This is a genomic window from Nocardia sp. JCM 34519.1, from assembly GCF_020361265.1.
GTDB classification, from domain to species: domain Bacteria; phylum Actinomycetota; class Actinomycetes; order Mycobacteriales; family Mycobacteriaceae; genus Nocardia; species Nocardia arthritidis_A.
Genome location: NZ_JAIRBR010000005.1, coordinates 85,327 through 98,778 on the forward strand (window position 1 = coordinate 85,327; position 13,452 = coordinate 98,778).

18 protein-coding genes are annotated in these 13,452 nt (G+C 67.2%); 16 read left to right on the forward strand and 2 right to left on the reverse strand.

Annotated features, from left to right (window positions below):
• Window positions 1–19: 19 nt before the first annotated feature.
• The 9 genes from LGY53_RS14955 (at window position 20) to LGY53_RS14995 (ending at window position 7,357) form a co-directional block, all read left to right on the forward strand.
• Window positions 20–1,126, forward strand: a complete 1,107-nt coding sequence (locus LGY53_RS14955; protein ID WP_225727294.1) for a hypothetical protein — start codon at window positions 20–22, stop codon at window positions 1,124–1,126.
• The gene (locus tag LGY53_RS14960; RefSeq protein WP_225727295.1) at window positions 1,127–1,579 is read left to right on the forward strand and encodes a hypothetical protein; all 453 of its coding nucleotides are present in this window, start codon (window positions 1,127–1,129) and stop codon (window positions 1,577–1,579) included. It abuts the gene before it with no gap.
• 15 nt (window positions 1,580–1,594) lie between these two features.
• The gene (locus LGY53_RS14965) at window positions 1,595–2,008 is read left to right on the forward strand and encodes a hypothetical protein (protein ID WP_225727296.1); all 414 of its coding nucleotides are present in this window, start codon (window positions 1,595–1,597) and stop codon (window positions 2,006–2,008) included.
• Window positions 2,009–2,013: 5 nt separating this feature from the next.
• Window positions 2,014–2,670: a hypothetical protein gene (locus LGY53_RS14970; protein ID WP_225727297.1), complete on the forward strand. Its 657-nt coding sequence runs from the start codon at window positions 2,014–2,016 to the stop codon at window positions 2,668–2,670.
• Between the two features lie 88 nt (window positions 2,671–2,758).
• Window positions 2,759–3,406 (forward strand): disulfide bond formation protein DsbA, encoded by a 648-nt coding sequence (locus LGY53_RS14975; protein WP_374111184.1) that lies wholly within the window; start codon window positions 2,759–2,761, stop codon window positions 3,404–3,406.
• A gap of 28 nt (window positions 3,407–3,434) precedes the next feature.
• Window positions 3,435–4,655: an MFS transporter gene (locus LGY53_RS14980; protein WP_225727298.1), complete on the forward strand. Its 1,221-nt coding sequence runs from the start codon at window positions 3,435–3,437 to the stop codon at window positions 4,653–4,655.
• 1 nt (window position 4,656) lies between these two features.
• On the forward strand, window positions 4,657–5,145 hold the full coding sequence (locus LGY53_RS14985) for a GNAT family N-acetyltransferase (protein WP_225727299.1): 489 nt from the start codon (window positions 4,657–4,659) through the stop codon (window positions 5,143–5,145).
• On the forward strand, window positions 5,142–5,840 hold the full coding sequence (locus tag LGY53_RS14990; protein ID WP_225727300.1) for a dienelactone hydrolase family protein: 699 nt from the start codon (window positions 5,142–5,144) through the stop codon (window positions 5,838–5,840). Before LGY53_RS14985 ends, LGY53_RS14990 begins: the two co-directional genes overlap by 4 nt.
• Window positions 5,841–5,938: 98 nt before the next feature.
• Complete coding sequence (locus tag LGY53_RS14995) at window positions 5,939–7,357, forward strand: MDR family MFS transporter (RefSeq protein ID WP_225727301.1); 1,419 nt, start codon at window positions 5,939–5,941, stop codon at window positions 7,355–7,357.
• Here LGY53_RS14995 and LGY53_RS15000 read toward each other — a convergent pair.
• The gene (locus LGY53_RS15000) at window positions 7,354–7,794 is read right to left on the reverse strand and encodes a MarR family winged helix-turn-helix transcriptional regulator (protein WP_225727302.1); all 441 of its coding nucleotides are present in this window, start codon (window positions 7,792–7,794) and stop codon (window positions 7,354–7,356) included. The two genes, LGY53_RS14995 and LGY53_RS15000, sit on opposite strands and share 4 nt — an antisense overlap.
• 67 nt (window positions 7,795–7,861) lie before the next feature.
• Here LGY53_RS15000 and LGY53_RS15005 point away from each other — a divergent pair, with 67 nt between their 5' ends.
• From LGY53_RS15005 to LGY53_RS15030, 6 genes are all read left to right on the forward strand, one after another.
• Window positions 7,862–8,221 (forward strand): hypothetical protein, encoded by a 360-nt coding sequence (locus tag LGY53_RS15005; RefSeq protein ID WP_225727303.1) that lies wholly within the window; start codon window positions 7,862–7,864, stop codon window positions 8,219–8,221.
• A 35-nt stretch (window positions 8,222–8,256) separates the two neighbouring features.
• Entirely contained in the window at window positions 8,257–8,688 is a 432-nt protein-coding gene (locus LGY53_RS15010) for a MarR family winged helix-turn-helix transcriptional regulator (protein ID WP_225727304.1), read from the forward strand.
• Window positions 8,689–8,765: 77 nt separating this feature from the next.
• Window positions 8,766–9,215, forward strand: coding sequence for a hypothetical protein (locus LGY53_RS15015; protein ID WP_225727305.1), 450 nt, complete (start codon window positions 8,766–8,768; stop codon window positions 9,213–9,215).
• A gap of 218 nt (window positions 9,216–9,433) precedes the next feature.
• Entirely contained in the window at window positions 9,434–9,991 is a 558-nt protein-coding gene (locus LGY53_RS15020) for a hypothetical protein (protein ID WP_225727306.1), read from the forward strand.
• Window positions 9,952–10,317, forward strand: a complete 366-nt coding sequence (locus LGY53_RS15025; protein ID WP_225727307.1) for a cyclase family protein — start codon at window positions 9,952–9,954, stop codon at window positions 10,315–10,317. Before LGY53_RS15020 ends, LGY53_RS15025 begins: the two co-directional genes overlap by 40 nt.
• 108 nt (window positions 10,318–10,425) lie before the next feature.
• A complete protein-coding gene (locus tag LGY53_RS15030) occupies window positions 10,426–11,808 on the forward strand; it encodes a serine hydrolase (RefSeq protein ID WP_225727308.1) in 1,383 nt (460 codons plus the stop codon).
• Window positions 11,809–11,861: 53 nt separating this feature from the next.
• Here LGY53_RS15030 and LGY53_RS15035 read toward each other — a convergent pair whose 3' ends face one another.
• Window positions 11,862–12,497 (reverse strand): hypothetical protein, encoded by a 636-nt coding sequence (locus LGY53_RS15035; protein ID WP_225727309.1) that lies wholly within the window; start codon window positions 12,495–12,497, stop codon window positions 11,862–11,864.
• Window positions 12,498–12,642: 145 nt separating this feature from the next.
• Here LGY53_RS15035 and LGY53_RS15040 point away from each other — a divergent pair, with 145 nt between their 5' ends.
• Window positions 12,643–13,413 (forward strand): class I SAM-dependent methyltransferase, encoded by a 771-nt coding sequence (locus LGY53_RS15040; RefSeq protein ID WP_225727310.1) that lies wholly within the window; start codon window positions 12,643–12,645, stop codon window positions 13,411–13,413.
• Window positions 13,414–13,452: the final 39 nt, after the last annotated feature.

A 13,452-nucleotide genomic window follows, 5' to 3' on the forward strand; every position in this document is an offset into this window, starting at 1 on the left:
ATATCTGATCTGCGATCTGATGACCAATCAGATCCTGGCCGAAGCGCAGTTGACCGGGGTCCGCTATTCCAAGAAGCTTTGCGCCACAGGTCAATTGACCGCGTCGCTCAGCTTGGGCGCGGCCCGATCGGACGGTATCGACCCACACGATCTGACCACGCCGGGCCGCCGGGTGCTCTACGTGCTGCGCGACGACGTCCCGGTCTGGGCCGGGCTGATCTGGACCCGCAGATACGATTCGGCCGCACGTCGAATCACCTTGGGCTGCGGGGATTTCTGGTCGTATTTCGACCACCGCAAGGTGCTGCCGAAGCTGTCGCCGGAGAAATACGACTGCCCGCACTACATCGCACAGCTGCAGCCGGTGCAATGGATCGGCGTCGACCAGAATCTGATCGTCCGGAACCTGCTCACGCTGGCGGCCGGACATCCCGGCGGCGATATCGGCATCGCCGTAGCCGAATCCGGAGCGTCCATGTTCCCGCGCAGCGTCACCTATTACGGCTACCAGAACGTCAGCGTCGGCGACGCGCTGCGTCGACTGTCGCAGTTGAAGGATGGGCCGGACCTGATGTTCGATGCCGGTCCCATCGATGGCGCCGGTCGGCCGACCCGGTTGCTGCGGCTGGGTGCGCCCCGGCTCGGCGCGACCACCACCGCACACGTCTGGGAGTACGGCGGCAATATGACCGGCTACACGTGGCCCTCGGACGCGACCAGGATGGCGACCCGCACCTTCGCCACCGGAGCCGGGACCGGCCCGCGCCTGCTCATCGCCGTCGCGGAGGACGCCGACCGATACCGATCCGGCTGGCCGCTGTTGGAGACCGAGCACGGTTACACCTCCGTCTCCGGATTCGACGAACTCCGGTCGTATGCCGCCGCCGATCTACAGGCGGGCCGGCTTCCGGTCGCGCTGCCGACGCTGTCGGTGCACAGCGGACTGCCGCCGCATCTCTCGGAGGTCCAGGTGGGCGACCAGGCCCGGGTGATCATCCGGGATGGCTTCCACACCAATGGAATCGATGCCGTCATGCGCATCGTCGGCATCGAGGTCGTGGTCGGCGATCACGGTGACGACCAGGTGGCGTTCACGATGAATTCGCTGATCGAGGAGGCGATCTGAATGGCGCCGATCAACCAGCCGACGAATCTGCTCGACGAGATCGCCGCGCTGCGCCGGGAGGTGGCCGAACTGCGCAAGCGGTCGGACGCCGGTGCCGTCGCGGTGGCGGTGCAGTTCGTGCGGACGCGCCAACAGGACGCGCCCGTCGTCACGAGTGCCGCCTTCGAAACGGTGTGGGTGGCCGACCTGGTGGTCACGCACACCGGCTTGGAAATAACCACCTCGGACGGCTGCGATCCGGGTACGACAGGGGAGGGCCAGATCGTGTTGGAGAGCTCGGGCTCTTCGACCGTGGTCGCCGATTGGTTGTGCAAACCGGGCCCGAATGTGGTGCGGCGCGGTCCTTTTCCGCTTACCGGCGCCAGATCTCGGGTGTCGCTGCGTTATCGGCGAACCGGGGGCGCCGGAAGCGTCTACGCCGCCGTCCTGGGCGCGGTGCAATATCAAATCTGAAAGGCATTCTCTACCATGCGTATTCGCAAGATCACCTGGGTGATCACCGTCGCGGTCGGTGCGGCGGTCATCCCCGCGACGAGTCAGGCCTCGCCCACCGTCCCGGGACGCCCCGTCGATCCCGACCCGCCCTGTGGCGTATCCATGGAGACGGATCACCAGGACGGGTTCTACGTCTACTGGAAGACCTGCCCGCCCACCGACAGCGTCACCGTCATCCCGCTGTGGTACCACGGGGCCGAGAACGACTGGTACGCCAATGTCCGGGATGTGGATGGCAAGGATTTCTGCAAGACGATTCCGCAGGGGCAGTGGGACTTCTGGCATGTCACCAAGGCGCTGATGCCGAGGGCGGGCGATATCGATCCCGCCGAACTGACCTTGAACGTCACCACCTGCCTGCCGGTTCCCGATACGCGAAAGCGCTAGCCACTGTGGACACCCTCTTCGCCGATGTCTCGTATTTCCAAGCGCCGGTGGATGATTCGTACCCGTACCGCATCCTGAGCTTCCGTTCCAACGACGGCACCTTCCAGGATCCGAATTTCGCCGCCAACTACGCCTGGGCCACCGGGGCGGCGGATTCGGGACGGCTGGCCTGCTTCATCGTCTATCTCTATTGGCGGCCCAATTGGCTCGACACCGCGCGCACCCATCAGGACATGGTGCTCGCGGCGGCGGGTCCGCATCCGCGCATGATCACCATGATCGATGTCGAATCCGGCGGGAATCCCGGCGGCGACCAATCGGACGGAATCAACAGGGGCTATTGGCATTTGGCGGATTGGCTCGGCGATCGGCGCCGGGTGATCGGCTACGCGAATCAGGGCGATCTGTTCGGCATGTGGGGCGATCGGCCCGAGGGTGTGCGACTGATCGGCGCGGGCTACGGTCGCGATCCGCGGCTGCCCGGACAGATCGCCCACCAGTACACCGACGGTTCCGGCTACGGTGGCGGGCTGCCCGAGGGCTGTCCGCCGTTCGGCAATTGCGATATGAACTCCGCCGACGGGCTGTCGCCGGAGGATTTCGCCGCGCTGTGCGGCATCGGCGCGGCCGAGCAGAGCTCATCAATCTCTAGAAATGATTGATGAGATGACAAACATGTGTTGGACTCATTGATCCGATGCGGGCGAAACTTCGAGAGCCAAAAGTTTCGCAGCGCAAAGGATTTCCGAAGTGATCGACGCTTCATCTGATCAGGCCGCCACCACGATCGATATGTGGTTCGACCCGCGTTGCCCGTGGGCGTGGATCGCCACGCAATGGCTGCTCGAGGTCGAGCAGGTGCGGCCCATCGAAACCCGCTTCCACGTGATGAGCCTGTCCGTGTTGAACGACGGCAGGGAACTGCCGGAGAAGTACCGCAGGGGTCAGATCGAGGGCTGGGGCTGCGTCCGGGTCTGCATCGCCGCCGAAAAACGCTACGGCACAGCGGCATTGCGGCCGCTCTACCTGGCCATGGGGACCCGGATTCATCAGCGGCAGGCTGGACTCGGCGGCGATATGATCCGCGCCGCGCTGAGCGACGTCGGCCTGCCCGGCGATCTCGCCGATGCGGCCGACGTGACCGACTACGACGCGGCGCTGCGCGCGAGCCACCACGCGGGCATGGACCTCGTCGGTGACGCGGTCGGCACCCCGGTCATTCACGTGCCGACGCCCGACGGCGAACCGATCGCCTTCTTCGGCCCGGTGATCTCGCCCGCGCCGCGCGGTGCGGCCGCGGGCCGGCTGTGGGACGGCGTGCTCGCCATCGCGGGCACCGACGGCTTCTTCGAACTCGAGCGCGCCCGGAACCGGGATCCCCAGTTCCACGCGGCGTGAAGCGCATTCCAAGAGTCGGAGAGGAAAGATGTCAACCAATACTGAGCATTCGCTCTCGCCGCTGCGATCCTGGCTGGGCGTCGCGGTCATCACCGCAAGCTTGTTCACCTTCGTCACCACCGAGTTGATGCCCGTCGGCCTGCTCACCCCGATGAGCTCGAGCCTCGGCGTCAGCGTCGGCACCACCGGGCTGATCGTCACGCTCTTCGGCATCTCGGCCGGTCTGGGGGTGCCGTTCCTGGTCGGCTGGACCCGGCGGGTCGACCGCCGTGCGCTACTTGCGATGCTGCTGGCGATCCTGGCGCTCGGAAATCTGATCATCACCGCGGCGCCGAGCTTTCCGCTCGCCCTGGTCACCCGGTTGATCATGGGTTTCGCGCACGGCATGTTCTGGGCCATCGGCGTGAGCATGGCCATGCGGCTGGTCCCGGAGCGGCACGCGAACCGGGCCGTCGCGATCGCGCTGTCGGGTATCTCGATCGGCACCGTTGTCGGAATTCCGCTCGGCACCTTCATCGGCGGCCTGACGAGTTGGCGCACAACGTTTCTCATCTGGAGCGCCCTCGCGGTGGTGGTGCTGCTGCTGGTCCTCGTCACGATTCCGGCGCTGCCGTCCGATAACGCGGTCTCGGTGCGGGAAGTGTTCGCGCTGCCGGTCGGGAACATGCGGCTGCGGAATGTGATGATCACCGTAATCCTTTACGTATTCGGGCATTTCGCCGCGTACACCTATGTCCGTCCGTTCCTGGAGCGGACCGATTCCGCCTCGCCCGGATTCATCACCGGTCTGTTGATCGTCTTCGGAATCGGCGGTGCGGCAGGCAATTTCCTCGCCGGGCACGTCGTGAAGACGAATCCGCGAGCCGGATTCATGGTTGCCTGCGCGGGGCTGGCGGTGTCGTTGACGCTGCTGCTCACGATCGGTCACACACCCGCCGGAGCCGTTGTCTGCATGACCGTTTGGGGTATCGCCCTGGGCGCGGCGAACCTCTGCCAGGTCAACCTGACCCTCGCCGCCGCCCCCGCCGCCTTCGAAGCCGCGATGTCCATCAACACCCTCGGCTACAACCTGTCGATCGCCCTGGGCGCGCTCGTCGGCGGGCTGTTCGCCGACCATCTCGGCATCAGAAGCGCCATCTGGCTCGGCGTCGCACTCACCGCGGCAGCGGTGGCCCTCACCCTCGCCTTCGGCCGGAATGCGAGTGAGCAGGCGAGTCAGGCGGACGATCGAGTCGCGGCCGAGGCCTGACGTGAAGTCCGAAAATATTGGTGCACACGGCTATTCGTGGGTCGATTCGGTGGCGGGCGTAGATCTGGCCGAGCTTTCGCACCTCTACCGCATCGCGCCGCTCGGCGACAAGCCGCCGGATCGGCTGCGAAAAGTGTTCGGCAACAGCATGTTCGCCTGCTTCGTCTACTCGGCCGAGGATCTCGTCGGGGCCGGGCGAGTGCTGGCCGACGGGTTGGACTGCGCGTATATCGCCGATGTCGCGGTCCATCCCGACCATCAAGGAATCGGGCTGGGCGCGGGCATCATCACCCGACTGATCCAGCGCTGCCGTGGACACAAGAAGATCCTCCTCTACGCCAACCCCGGCACCGAGGACTTCTACCGGCGGCTGGGCTTCCTGCCGATGACCACGGCCATGGCCATCTGGCACGACACCGAAATCGCAGTCCGCAGAGGACTACTCGATCCGCGGCCGCCCGGCCGCGACGAAAGGAATCCGACTCGATGAACACCGCGACATTCCGGCAGAACGTCACCTTCCCGACCGATGACGGCCACGGTTACGGCTACCTGGCCTTACCCGAGAGCGGGCACGGCCCCGGTGTGATCGTCATCCAGGAGTGGTGGGGGCTCACCGATCAGATCGCGGGGGTCGTTGACCGTTTGGCCGCGGCGGGATTCGTCGCGCTCGCGCCGGATCTCTACGGCGGCAGGGTAACCCACAACGCGGCCGACGCAGAGAAATGGATGGCGGAACTGCCACTCGAACGCGGCGTCGCGCAGCTGTCGAGCGCGGTGGACTATCTGCTCGCCTCGGACGCCGTCACCGGTGACGCGCTCGGCGCCGTCGGGTACTGCATGGGCGGCGGTTTCGTCGTCGCGCTGGCCGCCGCCGTAGGTGCGAAAATCGCTGCCGCCGTGTCCTATTACGGCGTATACGCCGGTGACCATCCCGACTTCACCGGTCTGCGCGCCGCGGTGCAGGGCCACTTCGGCGAATACGACACCTCCGTATCGCCGGATGCGGCAAGGCAACTCGCCACCCAGCTGCGCGAGCAGGCCGACAACACGATGGAGCTGCACTTCTATCCGGCCGGTCACGCCTTCGCCAACGAGGAGAACCGCTCGGGTAACTACGACCCGGCGCACGCCGATCTGGCCTGGCGGCGCAGCATCGGCTTCCTCCGGAACGCGCTCGGCTGACCGGCTCCCCGGACCGCCCGGCCGACGTGATCGCCAGCGGGGTGCGATCACGTTGCGGGGCGGTCCGATTCGGCGCAACTCGACGAAAGGGATTGCCGGTGACGGCAATACAGACCAACATATCGGTCGGCCTGCGCTCCGAACGCGGACCGATCCTGGCGGCCATCATGCTGGCGAACTCGCTGGTGGCGCTGGATTCGACCATTATCGCCACCGCGGTGCCGACCATCACCGCCCAGTTGGGCGGCTTCGCGCAATTCCCTTGGCTTTTCAGCATCTACCTGCTGGCGCAGGCGGTGACCGTGCCGATCTACGGCAAACTCGCGGATATGCTCGGGCGAAAGCCGGTGCTGCTGTTCGGCATCGCGGTATTCGCGCTCGGATCGATGCTGTGCGGTTTCGCCACGAATATGGTGGCGCTCATCGGTTTTCGTGCCGTGCAGGGTATCGGCGCGGGCGCGGTGAGCCCCATGTCGATGACCATCGCCGGTGATATCTACACGGTGCGCGAGCGCGCCAAGGTGCAGGCGTACCTGGCGAGCGTATGGGCCGCGTCCTCGGTGCTCGGCCCGCTGCTGGGCGGCGTGCTGTCCGAATACGTCGGCTGGCGTTGGATTTTCCTGGTCAACCTGCCGCTGGCGGTGGTAGCGGCGTGGATGATCGTGCGGCAGTTCACCGAAAGCGCGCCCCGGCAGCGACACCAGGTCGACTATCTCGGCGCCGCGCTGCTGACCGTCGGCGCGGGCGCGCTCATGCTGGCGCTGCTGGAGGGCGGGCAGGCGTGGGCGTGGAATTCGCCGACCGGTATCGCGCTGTGCGTCGGCGGCGCTGCCGTACTCGCGATATTCGGCTGGGTGGAGCGGCATGCCGCGAATCCGATTCTGCCGCTGTGGATTTTCACCCGCCGCATCGTCGTCGCGAGCAGCCTGGTGTCGCTGCTGGTCGGCGCGGTGCTGCTCGGGCTCACCTCCTATGTGCCGACCTTCGCCCAGGGCGTGCTGGGCAGCGGGGCGCTGATCGCCGGTCTGACCTCGGGCACGCTAACGCTCGGCTGGCCGCTGTCCGCGTCACAGGCGGGAAAGGTCTATCTGCGCATAGGTTTTCGCCGAACCGCGCTGATCGGCAGCACGCTCGCCGCCCTGGGTGCGGCCGCATTGCTGTTGGTGGACAAGGGTTCGACGCTGCCCGAGATGGCGGCGGGCTGCTTCATCGTCGGCATGGGCATGGGCCTCATGGCGACGCCGACGCTGATCGCCGCGCAGTCCAGCGCCGAATGGTCCGAGCGCGGGGTGGTGACCTCCACCAATATGTTCGCCCGCAACCTCGGCAGCGCGGTGGGCGTCGCGATATTCGGCGCACTGGTCAACGCCCACCTCCCCGACCCCGACCACCCGGCCCCCGCCGACCTGGCCTCGGCGGTACACCTGGTCTTCGTCGGCGTCGCGATCATAACGCTGATCATGCTCGCCGCCTCGGCCATGCTCCCCGCCCGCGATTCCGGCGTGACGCCCGGCTAGGACTGGATCCTGGTCAGGAAGTGGGTCAGGGCCGTGTCGACCGCGGCGGTGTGGTTGTGGTCGAGGCTGGTTCGCAGGTCGCGGTCGAGGTCGAGGACTATCTCGACGCAGCGGGTGAGTAGGTCGTGGCCCCGGGGGGTCAGTTCCAGGGTGTATACGCGGCGGTCGGTGGGGTCCTGGGTGCGGACGAGTGCGTCCATCGCGACGAGGCGATCGACGAGGGTGACGACGAGGCTCGGCGCGACGCCGAGTGCGTCGGCCACCTCGCGCTGCGATCGGGCCGGGCCGGCGTCGACGACGGCCAGCACGCCGACCTGTTTGTGGGTCAGGCCGAGTGCCTCGATCCGGGCGCCGAACGTCTGGGTTATCCGCGTGCCGACCACACCGAGCCGGAAGCTGAGTGAGCCGAGCAGATCCGCACCGTTGACACGTTTCACGACTCGGATAGTATCGCATTAGAACAATTCAGTGCAGAACGATTCTTGAGTGAATGGTTGGTGTGTGATGACGGTCTGGCTTGCCGCGTTGAATGCGGTCGTCGCGGTGGTCACCGTGGGGTTCGCGGTTGTGGGTGTCGTCGCGCCTGCCGCGCTGGCCCGGTCGGAGGTGGTGGCCTCGACGCGTTATTACGCCGCCATGTACGCCGTTCGCGCGATTCCGGTCGGGGTCGCCGTCCTGGCGCTGGCATTCGTTTCGGCCAGGGACGAAACTTGGATCGCGCTGCTCGCCGTCGCGGGCGCGTGCCAGGTCGGGGACGCGCTGATCGGGCTGTATCGGCGGATACCCGGCCAGGTTGCCGGTTCCGTGATCGCGGGTGCGACGCATCTCGCGTCGATGGCGTACCTGTCGACCGCCCTGAGCTGACCGGGTGCCGCGGGTTTCTAGGGGAAACTCTTTCGGTGACCACCGACAACACCGTGCCGCCCGTGACCAGCCCGTCGATCGTCGTGTTGACGTTGGCGCACCGGGTCGAGGCCGAACTCGGCGCGGCGCTGGCCCCGCTCGATCTGACCGTGGCGCGACTCGGCCTGTTGGGGCATATCAGCGGCGTGCCGGGGGCGTCGTTCAGCGATCTCGCCCGCATGTCGGGGATCACCGTGCAGAGTGTGCACACGGCGGTGAAGGCCCTGGCCCGGGCCGGTTTCGTACGCGACCGCACGGCCAGGGCGGGTGCGGCATCGGCGATCGAGCTCACGCCGGCGGGGCGGCGCCTGTTGCGGGCCGCGCAAGACGCGGTGTCGACCGTCGACGAGCGCTTGTTCGGCGCGGACGCCGACCCGATCCAGCGAAAGTTGGGCGCCGCAATTCTCGCCGCCTTCGCCGGCTCGTGATCTGAACCACAACCTTCAGACTGCCTGAAGCCTTGGGCGTAGGCTTCAGGCAATCTGAAGGTTGAGGGAGTTTCACAATGCAGCACCTCCTGCTGTCCGTGCACGTCCTCGCGGGCATCGTTTTCATCGGCGGCTCGGCGATCGCGACGAGCCTGTTCACCCGCTATGCCCCGATCGCGGCCGACCCGGCGGAGCCCGCTTCTCCGGAACGCAGCCGCGCGGTAGCCGTCGCACTGCATCGGATCACCGGCGTCTATATCGCTCCGGGTGTGATCGTGCCGATCGCGGGAATCGCGCTCGCCGCCGTACAGCACCGTCTCGGCGAGGTCTGGATCACCGTGGCCATGGCGCTGACCGGGATCGCCGCCGGGTTGCTGGTCATCCTCATCCACCCGATCCAGCGGGAGGTGCTCGAGCGGCTCGCCGATGCCAGGCGACTGCGGACATTGAGCATGCTCGCCGGCGTCTACAACCTGCTGTGGGCGGTGGTCGTCGTGCTCATGATCGTACGGCCCGGTGCCCGATAACCATTGTGGCCCAATAAAATTCAAGAAAGGAACAGTGCAATGACCTTACCCCGACGTGCGGCGCTCGGCGCCGGGCTCGCGGTGACCGCCGCCGCGCTCGCCGGAACGCGGGCGCATGCGCAGCCGGATCCCGGGCTGGCGCTCCAGCCACCCCGCTCGCCGACAGCGGCCGCAGGCTCATCGACAACACCCTCGAACCGCACCTACGCAACCACAGCGTGCGCGGATTTCTCTTCGGGCGGGCCGCCGCGGGACAGCAGGGTCGGCTGCCCGGCCGTGATTACGACGAGGAATTGATGTTCCTCATCTGCGCGCTGCACGACGTCGGCCTGTCCGAACAGGCGAACGGCGATCAGCGATTCGAGATCGATGGGGCGGATTTCGCGGCGAAGTTCCTGGAGGACAACGGAATAACCGATTCGCGGGTCGATATCGTTTGGGACAGCATCGCGGCGCACACCTCGGGATTCACCGATTCTCCGGTCTACCGGCGGCGGCGCCCGCCGGAGAGCTGGATCGCGGTGGCGGGCATCGGGATCGATATCGGCGGCAGTCCGGCCGACCTGCCCGCCGGATACGCCGACCTCGTGCACGCCGCGTATCCGCGACTGGGCGGCAGCCGCGCGCTGACCCGCTCCGTCGAACTGCAGGCCGTCGCCAAACCGCAGAAGGCCACCCCGGCCTCACTGGCGAATGTGATTCTGCGGGAACGTCATCCGGAGCTGGCCGGGGGATCGTGGGAGTCGATACTCCAGAGCAGCGGCTGGCACGACTGATCCGCCGGTATCTCATCACCGATGAGGTGGTGCGCGCGGCGGCCACGACGGTGCGCTCCGGTATCCGGGTACCGCTGCGGCAGAACGGGATTCAGGCCGGACTGGTTCCCGGCCGGGTGAATCCGCTGCACTCCATGATCGCGGTGAACTGGGAGATGTTCGGCCCCAACGGCATTGCCACAAGCGATGACATCGTGACGATGGGTTTGCAGGCCGGAACCCACTGGGACGCACTGACTCATGTCTCCTACGGCGGTCGCGTCTACAACGGCCGCCCGGCCGAGAGCGTCACGACTCATCTCGGAGTCACCGTCGCCGTCCTCTGAAGACGGCGGCGTTACCGGCACGTAGCCCGATGCGGCGGCGAAGCGAATCGGACGACCGCACAGAATGGTGCTGGCATACCCACTGTCGATCGATGAAGAAGGTGCCATATGCCAGGAAAGGTGCTGTTGCCGACGACCGAGCGGGCACTGACGCGCCGACTCGCGATGGAGCAGGCGGAGTACCGGGTGCCCTCGCTGATCGCCGCGGTGGTCCGGGACGGCGAACTGGCCTGGTGGGATGCGCGCGGCCGGGCGGCGGGCTGGGTCGAGCAGGCGCGGCCGACCATCGATACGCAATACCGGATCGGGTCGATCACCAAATCCTTGGTGGCCACGGTGGTGCTGCGCCTGCGCGACGAGGGCAGGCTGGATTTGTCGGACCCGCTGGACCGGCATGTACCCGGATCGCCGATGGGGGATCGGACCATCGCCCAACTGCTTTCGCATACGGCCGGTGTACGCGCGGAATCGCCCGGCGACTGGTGGGAGCGCACCGAGGGCGGCGACTGGGCCGAACTGGCGGCCGGTATGGACGGCGAGGCCGTGCTGCATCCCGCGGGCAGCCGGTACCACTACAGCAACGTCGGCTATGCGGCGCTCGGTGAGCTGATCGCCCGACTACGCGGGATGAGCTGGTTCGATGCCGTGCGGACCGAGGTGCTCGAGCCGCTGGGCATGGGCCGCACCACCCTCGCGCCGGTCGCCCCGCACGCCACCGGTTGGGCGGTGCATCCGTGGGCGGATGCGGTGCTGCCCGAGCCCGCATACGATCACGGCGCGATGGGTGCGGCGGGCCAACTCTGGTCCACCGCCGACGATATGGCCCGCTGGGCCGCCTTCTTCGCCGGTGATACCGGTCCGGTGTTGTCCGCGGACACCTGGGCGGAGATGCGTGAGCCCGCGGCCGTCCTCGACGGGGACGAGTGGGTCGACGGCCACGGGCTCGGCGTCCAACTGCGCAGGCACAACGGCCGCAGGCTGCTGGGGCACGGCGGGGCCATGCCCGGTTTCATCGCCATGGTCTGGGCCGATCCGGCCGACCGCACCGGGGTGCTCTTCCTGTCCAACACCACCTACGGCGGTATTCGCGGCCAACTGCATCTGGCCATGCTGGACATCCTGGCCGAGCACGAACCGTCGATACCCGAGGAATGGCTGCCCGCTGAATCGGTCGATCCGGCGCTGCTCGCGCTCACCGGCGTCTGGTACTGGGGTTCGGCGTCCATCGCGCTGCATCTGCTGGCCGACGGCCGGTTGGAGTTGAAGGCACTCGCGCACGGCGGGCGCACCTCCCGGTTCCGTCCCGAAGGTGACGACGCCTGGATCGGCCTCGACGGCTACTACGCGGGTGAACGGCTGCGGGTGGTGCGCGGCACGGACGGCGCGGTCGACCACCTCGAGCTGGCCAGCTTCATCTTCACCCGCGAGCCGTACGCACCGGCCGGACCGATCCCGGGCGGGGTCGACCCGGCTGGTTGGCGCGGTCAGTAGCGGCACAGCACATCCACTCGGTGCACGTGCGGTTGGGCGGGCGGCGCTACAGGCTACGGGAGGACGTTCGGGATGACCTGTGGGGCTTGCTCGCCGATCGCCGATCCGAGGAACGAACCGGCGTAGTACCCGGCATAGGTTCCGACCACTCCACCGACCACGCCGCCACCGACGACACCGATCGGCACCGCCGCCCCGACCGTCGGCACGGCGAGCGCGGTGCCGAGTGCGCCGCCCGCGGCGCCGCCGAGCACGGCTCCGGTGACGCCGCCGATCAGCTGGCCCGCCGCCGAACCGATGAAGGTGGCGTTCTCGACCGGGCTCGCGATCGGGGTCGCGCGGGCCACCGGCTGGATCCGCGGGATCGGTTGGGTCGCAGGCTGTTCGACGGGAGGGGTAATCGCATCATGCCGCGCGGCAATGTGTTCGGTCGGTGCCGTTGGTTGTGCCGCAACGTAATCGACGGCCGGATTCGAAACCGCCGAACCGGGAACGAAACCGACCGTCGCCGGTGCACTGTCGAGGCCGGTGGGTGTTGCGGCCTCCGTTACCGATTCGATCAGCCCCGTCGGCGCGGCCTGCGCCGTAGCCGAATCGCAGATGGTGACGGCGGCAGGCAATATCACCGCAACCGGTAGTCCACGTAAGAACTTGCCGTGCTTGCGCACCGCGCGATGCCGACCCGCCATGTACCGCCGCCTCTCCGAGATCTCCACCTGCTGTCACTCGGCTATCGGCGGCCACGCGCCGGGCACAACACGAATGTGACCGGCTTCGCATGATCCGCTGTGTGCTATAGGTTTCCGCATCCGCGTTCGGTGTAACACTGGATTGGTGGCGACCGCACATGATGATCGGGTTCGTGAGCAGTTCCGGTTGCAGGCAACGACTTTCGACAATGCCGGATTCGCTGTCCGCGGCCTGGATTGGATCATCGAGCAACTGACGCCCCGCCGCGATGACGTGGCGCTGGACGTCGCCGCGGGTGCGGCGCACCTGGGTCGTGCGCTGGCGCCGCTGGTTTCGCATGTCAGCGCCATCGATCTGACTCCGGAGATGCTGCTCCAGGGGCAGCGGCTGGCCGAAGGGGCCGGTCTGCGGAACATCACGTTCGCAGTGGGTGACGCCACCCGATTGCCTTGGCTGGACCGGCAGTTCGATCTGGTGGTCTGCCGTCTGGCGCTGCACCAGGTCGCCGATCCCGCGGCGATGGTCCGCGAAATGATCCGGGTGACCAGGCCGGACGGCCGGATCGGCATCACCGATATGTACGTCTCCGCCGCCGAGCAGGCGGAAGCCAACAGACTGGAGCGGTTGCGCGATCCCAGTCACAACCGAACGCTGACCCGCGAGGAGATACTCGCGCTCGTCGAAGAGTCAGGGGCCGAGGTGGTTTCGCAGGCCGTCGCGGATTTCGACCTCGACCTCGACGACTGGCTCGAACGTTCCCGAACGCCGGAGGAGGTCCGGGCGCGGATTCGCGCGCGACTCGAACAGGAACTCGACGGCGGCCCCGCAACAGGACTGGCACCGTCACGCCTGCCGGACGGTCGAATCCGCTTCGTTCACCCGTGGGTCACCGTGACGGCCACCCCGCGCCGCTGACCCGGTGGCCTGTAACCGGCACCACCGCCGAAGCGTTCT